Origin of the sequence: uncultured Ellagibacter sp., assembly GCF_934636505.1 — a bacterium.
Taxonomy (GTDB): Bacteria; Actinomycetota; Coriobacteriia; order Coriobacteriales; family Eggerthellaceae; genus Ellagibacter.
In genome coordinates this window covers 1-4,824 of the sequence record NZ_CAKUAL010000099.1, presented here as the reverse complement: position 1 = coordinate 4,824, position 4,824 = coordinate 1, and the positions used below count along the sequence as shown (strand labels likewise).

At 62.0% G+C, this 4,824-nt stretch carries 5 protein-coding genes; 4 read left to right on the top strand and 1 reads right to left on the bottom strand.

Translation table 11 applies throughout. The annotated features are described in order from the left end of the window. The 4 genes from Q0G18_RS08855 to panD all read left to right on the top strand — a co-directional run. A partial coding sequence (locus Q0G18_RS08855; RefSeq protein ID WP_297152158.1) for a DUF1846 domain-containing protein occupies nucleotides 1–1,341 on the top strand: 1,341 nt, incomplete at its 5' end. A gap of 229 nt (nucleotides 1,342–1,570) precedes the next feature. Next, the gene (gene panB / locus Q0G18_RS08850; protein ID WP_297152155.1) at nucleotides 1,571–2,407 is read left to right on the top strand and encodes a 3-methyl-2-oxobutanoate hydroxymethyltransferase; all 837 of its coding nucleotides are present in this window, start codon (nucleotides 1,571–1,573) and stop codon (nucleotides 2,405–2,407) included. Between the two features lie 24 nt (nucleotides 2,408–2,431). Then, nucleotides 2,432–3,277: a pantoate--beta-alanine ligase gene (panC, locus tag Q0G18_RS08845; protein WP_297152153.1), complete on the top strand. Its 846-nt coding sequence runs from the start codon at nucleotides 2,432–2,434 to the stop codon at nucleotides 3,275–3,277. Nucleotides 3,278–3,298: 21 nt separating this feature from the next. Further along, the gene (gene panD / locus Q0G18_RS08840) at nucleotides 3,299–3,685 is read left to right on the top strand and encodes an aspartate 1-decarboxylase (RefSeq protein ID WP_297152151.1); all 387 of its coding nucleotides are present in this window, start codon (nucleotides 3,299–3,301) and stop codon (nucleotides 3,683–3,685) included. A gap of 89 nt (nucleotides 3,686–3,774) precedes the next feature. Here the strand turns inward: panD and Q0G18_RS08835 are convergent, their stop codons facing one another. Then, entirely contained in the window at nucleotides 3,775–4,740 is a 966-nt protein-coding gene (locus Q0G18_RS08835) for an NAD(+)/NADH kinase (protein WP_297152148.1), read from the bottom strand. Between the last annotated feature and the right edge of the window lie 84 nt (nucleotides 4,741–4,824).

The window sequence follows — 4,824 nt, the reverse complement described above, 5'->3', positions numbered from 1 at the left end:
CCCGGGTTCGAGCCCGACAGCAAGTTCCGCATGCTGAAGACCATGGTCGACGAGGTCGAGATCATCATTGCGATCAACGCGAACCATATCGAGAAATCAAAGACGCGCGGAGATCTGGGCATCACCTACGACGAGGAGGTCCTGCGCCTGCTCGACGTGTTCCGCTCGCGCGGGTTCGCCACCTCAGGCGTCGTGATCACCCACTTCGAGAACCAGCCTTCCGCCGTGGCATTCCGCTCGCGCCTCGACGGCCTGGGCATCAAAAGTTACCTGCACTACCCCATCGCCGGGTACCCCTACGACACCGCGCGCATCGTCTCCGACGAGGGCTACGGCAAAAACGAGTTCGTGGAAACGACGCACCCGCTCGTCGTGGTGACCGCACCCGGCCCCGGATCGGGCAAGATGGCCACCTGCCTCTCGCAGCTCTATCACGAGCACAAGCGCGGCAACCTGGCAGGATACGCGAAATACGAGACGTTCCCCATCTGGAATCTGCCGCTGAAACATCCCGTCAACATCGCCTACGAGGCCGCGACAGTCGATCTGGACGACGCGAACTGCATCGACCCCTTCCATCTGGAGGCCTACGGGAAGACTACGGTGAACTACAACCGCGACGTGGAGATCTTCCCCGTCCTTAAGACCATGATGGAGCGGATCGCGGGAGAGAGCCCCTACCAGTCGCCTACCGACATGGGCGTGAACATGGCGGGACTCGCAATCGTGGACGATGACGCCGTGCGCGAGGCCGCGAAGATGGAAATCGTGCGCCGTTACTTCCAAGCCGCCGTCGACGCGCGCCGCACCGGCATTCACGAGGAACGCGTCAAGCGCCTTGAACTTTTGATGAACCAGGCGGGCATCGACTCGAGCTTCTCGCCCGCGCGCTCGGCCGCTCTTCTTAAAGAGGAGACGACAGGCGGCCCGGCAGGAGCTATGGTGCTCGCCGACGGGCGCGTGGTCACCGGCAAGACCTCCCCGCTTTTGGGCGCCGCATCCTCCCTTCTGATGAACGCGCTCAAGGCGGTCTCGGGCGTCGACGACGACGTCTACGTCATCAGCGACGACGTGATCAAGCCCATCTGCACGCTCAAGACCTCGACATTGCATTCGAAGAACCCGCGCCTGCACTCGGACGAGACGCTGCTCGCGCTTTCGGTGAGCTCTGCGACCGACCCGCTTGCCCAGCAGCTTCTCGACCACGTGGACGACCTGCGTGGATGCGACGCCTTCTTCAGCGTGATCCTCTCCGCCACCGACGAGAGGCTCTATCGCACCTTGGGCATCAACGTCTGCTGCGAGCCGAAATACGAGCAGCGCCGCTACTACCACAAGTAAGAACACCCGCAAAGCCCCAACGATCGGCGCAAGGCCTCCTCGGAATGCACCGACGTCCCACGAATAACGAGAATCGCCCGCAAAATCGCGTGATTTGCGGGGCGATTTCTTGTTTTCCCTTTCCCTTACCAGCTGCACGGCCTATACTGTCCAGCTGCACAAGGAGTGCGGGTGACCCGGCACACGGCCAGGCATCCAGCCTCGAAGCATACAAATGAAAGGGACGGCTATGCCTGTTTCCAAGCAGACCGTCGCCACGTTCCAGCGCGCGAAAGCCGAGGGCAGAAAGTTGGCAATGCTGACCGCCTACGACTACTCGACCGCGAAGCTTCAAGACGAAGCGGGCGTTGACGGCATCCTCATCGGCGATTCCTTAGGGAACGTCATCTTAGGGTACGAAGATACCCTCTCAGTTACCATGGAAGATATGATCCACCACAGCCACGCGGTTGCGCGCGGGGCCTCGCATGCCCTCATCGTGTGCGACATGCCCTTCCTCTCCTACGAGGTGAGCGTGGAAGATGCGGTGCGCAACGCCGGCCGTCTTTTGAAGGAAGGCCGCGCGAACGCCGTGAAGCTCGAGGGCGGGCGCGAAGTCTGCCCGCAGGTGCGCGCCATCGTGGCCGCAGGCATCCCCGTGATGGGGCATCTGGGCCTGACGCCGCAGTCGGTGAACGCCTTCGGCGGCTTCAAGGTGCAGGGCAAGACCGAGGAATCCGCCCGAGCGCTCCTCGACAACGCCTGTGCGCTTGAAGAAGCCGGCGCCTTCGCCATCGTGCTCGAGTGCGTGCCCGCCGCCTTGGCCGAGCTCGTCACCAGCCGCATCTCGATTCCCACCATCGGCATCGGAGCCGGCGCAGCATGCGATGGGCAGATCCTCGTCTACCAGGACATGCTCGGCATGACGAGCGGCTTCTCCCCCAAGTTCGCGCGGCGCTTCGCCGAGGTGGGCGACGTGATGCGCAAGGGCTTCTCCGACTACATCGAGGCAGTCGGCGCCGGTACCTTCCCCGCCGACAGCGAGACCTTCCACGCAGGCGACGACGTCATCAAGAAACTGTACTAATTGAGCAAGAAAGACAACTCTCCTATGAATATTGCAACAACCGTCGAGCAGGCGAAGCAGACCGTGCGCCAATGGAAGGCCGAGGGGCTGACCGTGGGACTTGTCCCCACGATGGGATATCTCCACGAGGGCCACGAGAGCCTCATCAAACGCGCCGTCGCCGAATGCGACCGCGTGATGGTGAGCGTGTTTTTGAACCCCATCCAGTTCGCGCCGAACGAGGATCTTGCCACCTACCCGCGCGACTTCGCCGCCGACACCGTGCTCATCGAGAACGCCGGCGCCGACCTGGTCTTCCACCCCGAGCCCTCCGAGCTCTATGCCCCCGATGCGTGCACGTTCGTGAACGTAGAGGAGATCACCTCTGAGCTCTGCGGCAAAACGCGCCCCACGCATTTTCGCGGAGTGTGCACCGTGGTTTCCAAGCTCATGAACATCTCGCAGGCCGACCGCGCGTACTTCGGCCAAAAAGACGCGCAGCAGCTCGCCGTCGTGCGGAGAATGGTTCGCGACCTGAACATGAACGTCGAGGTCGTCGGGTGCCCCATCGTGCGCGAAGAAGACGGCCTCGCGAAAAGCTCGCGCAACACCTATCTCTCCCCCGCCGAGCGTGAAGTGGCGCTCGTGCTCTCCCGCGCGGTGCGCGAGGGACAGCGTCTTATGGAAGAAGGCGAGCGCGACGCGAAGACGATTCTGGGCGCCATGCGTGCGATCATCGAAGCAGAGCCGCTCGCACGCATCGACTACGTCGAGATGGTGTCGTGGGACGGCATCAAACCCGTCGATGTTGCCGACTCCTCGGTCCTCGTGGCGATGGCGGTCTACATCGGCAAGACGCGCCTGATCGACAACTTCATCTTCGAGATGTAGCGCACGGAAAGGAGAAGACCCATGCTCTTGCATATGCTGAAGGGAAAGATCCACCGCGCGACGGTCACGCAGGCCGAGCTTAACTACGTCGGCTCGATCACCGTTGACGAGGCGCTCATGGAGGCGGCCGGCATCCGCGAGTACGAGAAGGTGGCGATCGTCGACGTGAACAACGGCGCGCGCTTTGAGACCTACGTCATCGCAGGCGAGCGCGACAGCGGCACCATCTGCCTGAACGGCGCGGCGGCACGCTGCGTCTCGGTCGGCGACAAGATCATCATCATGTGCTACGCGATGATGACCGAGCAGGAGGCGGACACAAACCCGCCGCGCGTCGTGCTCGTGGGCGCGAACAACAAACCCGAGCAGGTTGCCCGCTACGAGCGCCACGGGGTGCTCGAGCAGTAAAACCATTCGAGGGCGGTGCCTACTCCGAAGCAGGCACCGCCCTCTTTTACAAGGAGTCGCTTACGCTCTTTCGACGGGGGTCACCGCCCCTAAAAGAAAGCCGAGGAAGCGTATTCGTAGAAATTCTCACCCTTGTAGCGCAGAAGCGTCGTCGGCTCGGCACCGCGGCGCACGTACATATGCTTGATGGGAGACGGAAGCTTCGCCATGTCTCCGTCGATGAACAGCGTCGCCTCCCGTCCCGCCGCATTCTGCGACAAATCCATTTCCACCACATCGTTTTCCGAGGTGAGCATCGCACGGGCGCGAAGCGAGTGCGGGGCTATCGGCACGGCGATCAGCCCGTTGAAGCCGGGTGCCACAAGCGGTCCGCCAGCGGAGAGCGCATAGGCGGTCGAGCCTGTCGCCGTAGCAACCACAAGCCCGTCGCCGCGCATGTCCGCGATAGGGACATCGGAGATGGAAAGCGAGAAATCGATGATGCGCCCGTTCGCACCGCGCGTCACTGCCGCCTCATTCAGGGCGAAGAAGGTATGGCCCGGGGCATTCTCTGCCAAAAGGCCCGCACTCGCATCCTCATCTTCGTCGAACCAAGTGGAAACCTTTTCATCGGGCAATTCGGCAAACAACCCGTCCGCATCGCTTGACGCCCACGGGTCGGCCTCCCCTTCGCAGACGATATCGACACGCAGATTGCTGCGCCGCTCGCTCACCGTCTCTCCCGCGAGCGCCGCCGCCACGATGGCGACCACACCGTCGTCGCTCTCGTTCGCGAGAAAGCCCAGTCTTCCAAAGTTGATGCCCAAAATCGGGACGCCCGAGGTACCGATGGCGCGCGCCGTGCGTAGGATGGTCCCGTCCCCGCCGAGAACGACCGCCAGATCAACGCCGCGGGCTAGCTGCTGCGAAACGAGAGGATTGGGATCGAGGCCCTCAAGATCGGACGAATCGAATATCGCGTAGCCGATTCCCTGTGTTCCCAGGTAAGTGGCTAAAAGCAGCGATGCATCTATCGCTTGCGAATTGGAGTTATTGCGTACGATGAGCAGGTTCATGAGAGCGCTTTCGTTGTGTTTGCTAAGATGAGATGATTATATCCGAAGAGAATTGGTCGTTTGCATGTCAGACAAGCTCGCACG